Genomic DNA, 707 nt, shown 5'->3' on the forward strand with positions numbered 1-707 from the left:
CTCGCTCAGAAATCTGGAATTGCCCAGTCATCTATTTCTACATTGCTAAACAGGAAGAGTGTTCCAACGATTCAGACTCTTGAGAAAATATGTGAGGGATTCGATATCACCCTTGCCCAGTTTTTTGCAGGTGATGAAGAAATTCCTGATTTAACAGCAGATCAGAAACAGCTGCTTTCTGACTGGAATGCGATGGATGAACATCAAAAAGAGCTGGTAAAAGCGTATATACAGGGCATTATTAGAAAATAAGGACGTCTGTGCTGAGGGATGGCATAGTACGTCCTTATTTCAGCTTCGGGGGTTTTTATGAAACGATATAATATTTTATGATTTGTACTTCTAATAGGAATTACGCTATGTGGTTGCCAGGCACATCCTGCAGAAACATCAAAAACAAAACAACAGTTAGATCAGACGGATTATGAATCTGATGATGACTTTGAATTGTCACTTCAATCATCAATCGGTAAAGAACAATGTTTTATTTGCGGAACACCGGCTGGTGGTCTTCTGGAATATTATAGAAAATTCGATTCGATTGGGATCATCCATTGGGCCGATATGTCAGTCACTGACACCCGGATCCGGAAATATGATGATGATGGAAATGAAAAGATTGATTCTGGACATATGAGCACAATGGTAAATTCTTTTGGAGAGGATTATGGTTCTATTATGACACACTCTCAACCGGATAGATGTAT

The 707-nt window shown here is 39.2% G+C and carries 1 protein-coding gene and 1 pseudogene; both read left to right on the forward strand.

All coding sequences use genetic code 11. The features are described from left to right. On the forward strand, positions 1-252 hold a 252-nt coding region (locus WMO25_RS18545; protein WP_349086735.1), incomplete at its 5' end, for a helix-turn-helix domain-containing protein. A 195-nt stretch (positions 253-447) separates the two neighbouring features. After that, positions 448-707: pseudogene (locus tag WMO25_RS18550) on the forward strand (hypothetical protein); the annotation flags it as partial.

The organism is Coprococcus intestinihominis (genome assembly GCF_040096555.1).
Taxonomy (GTDB): domain Bacteria; phylum Bacillota; class Clostridia; order Lachnospirales; family Lachnospiraceae; genus Coprococcus_A; species Coprococcus_A intestinihominis.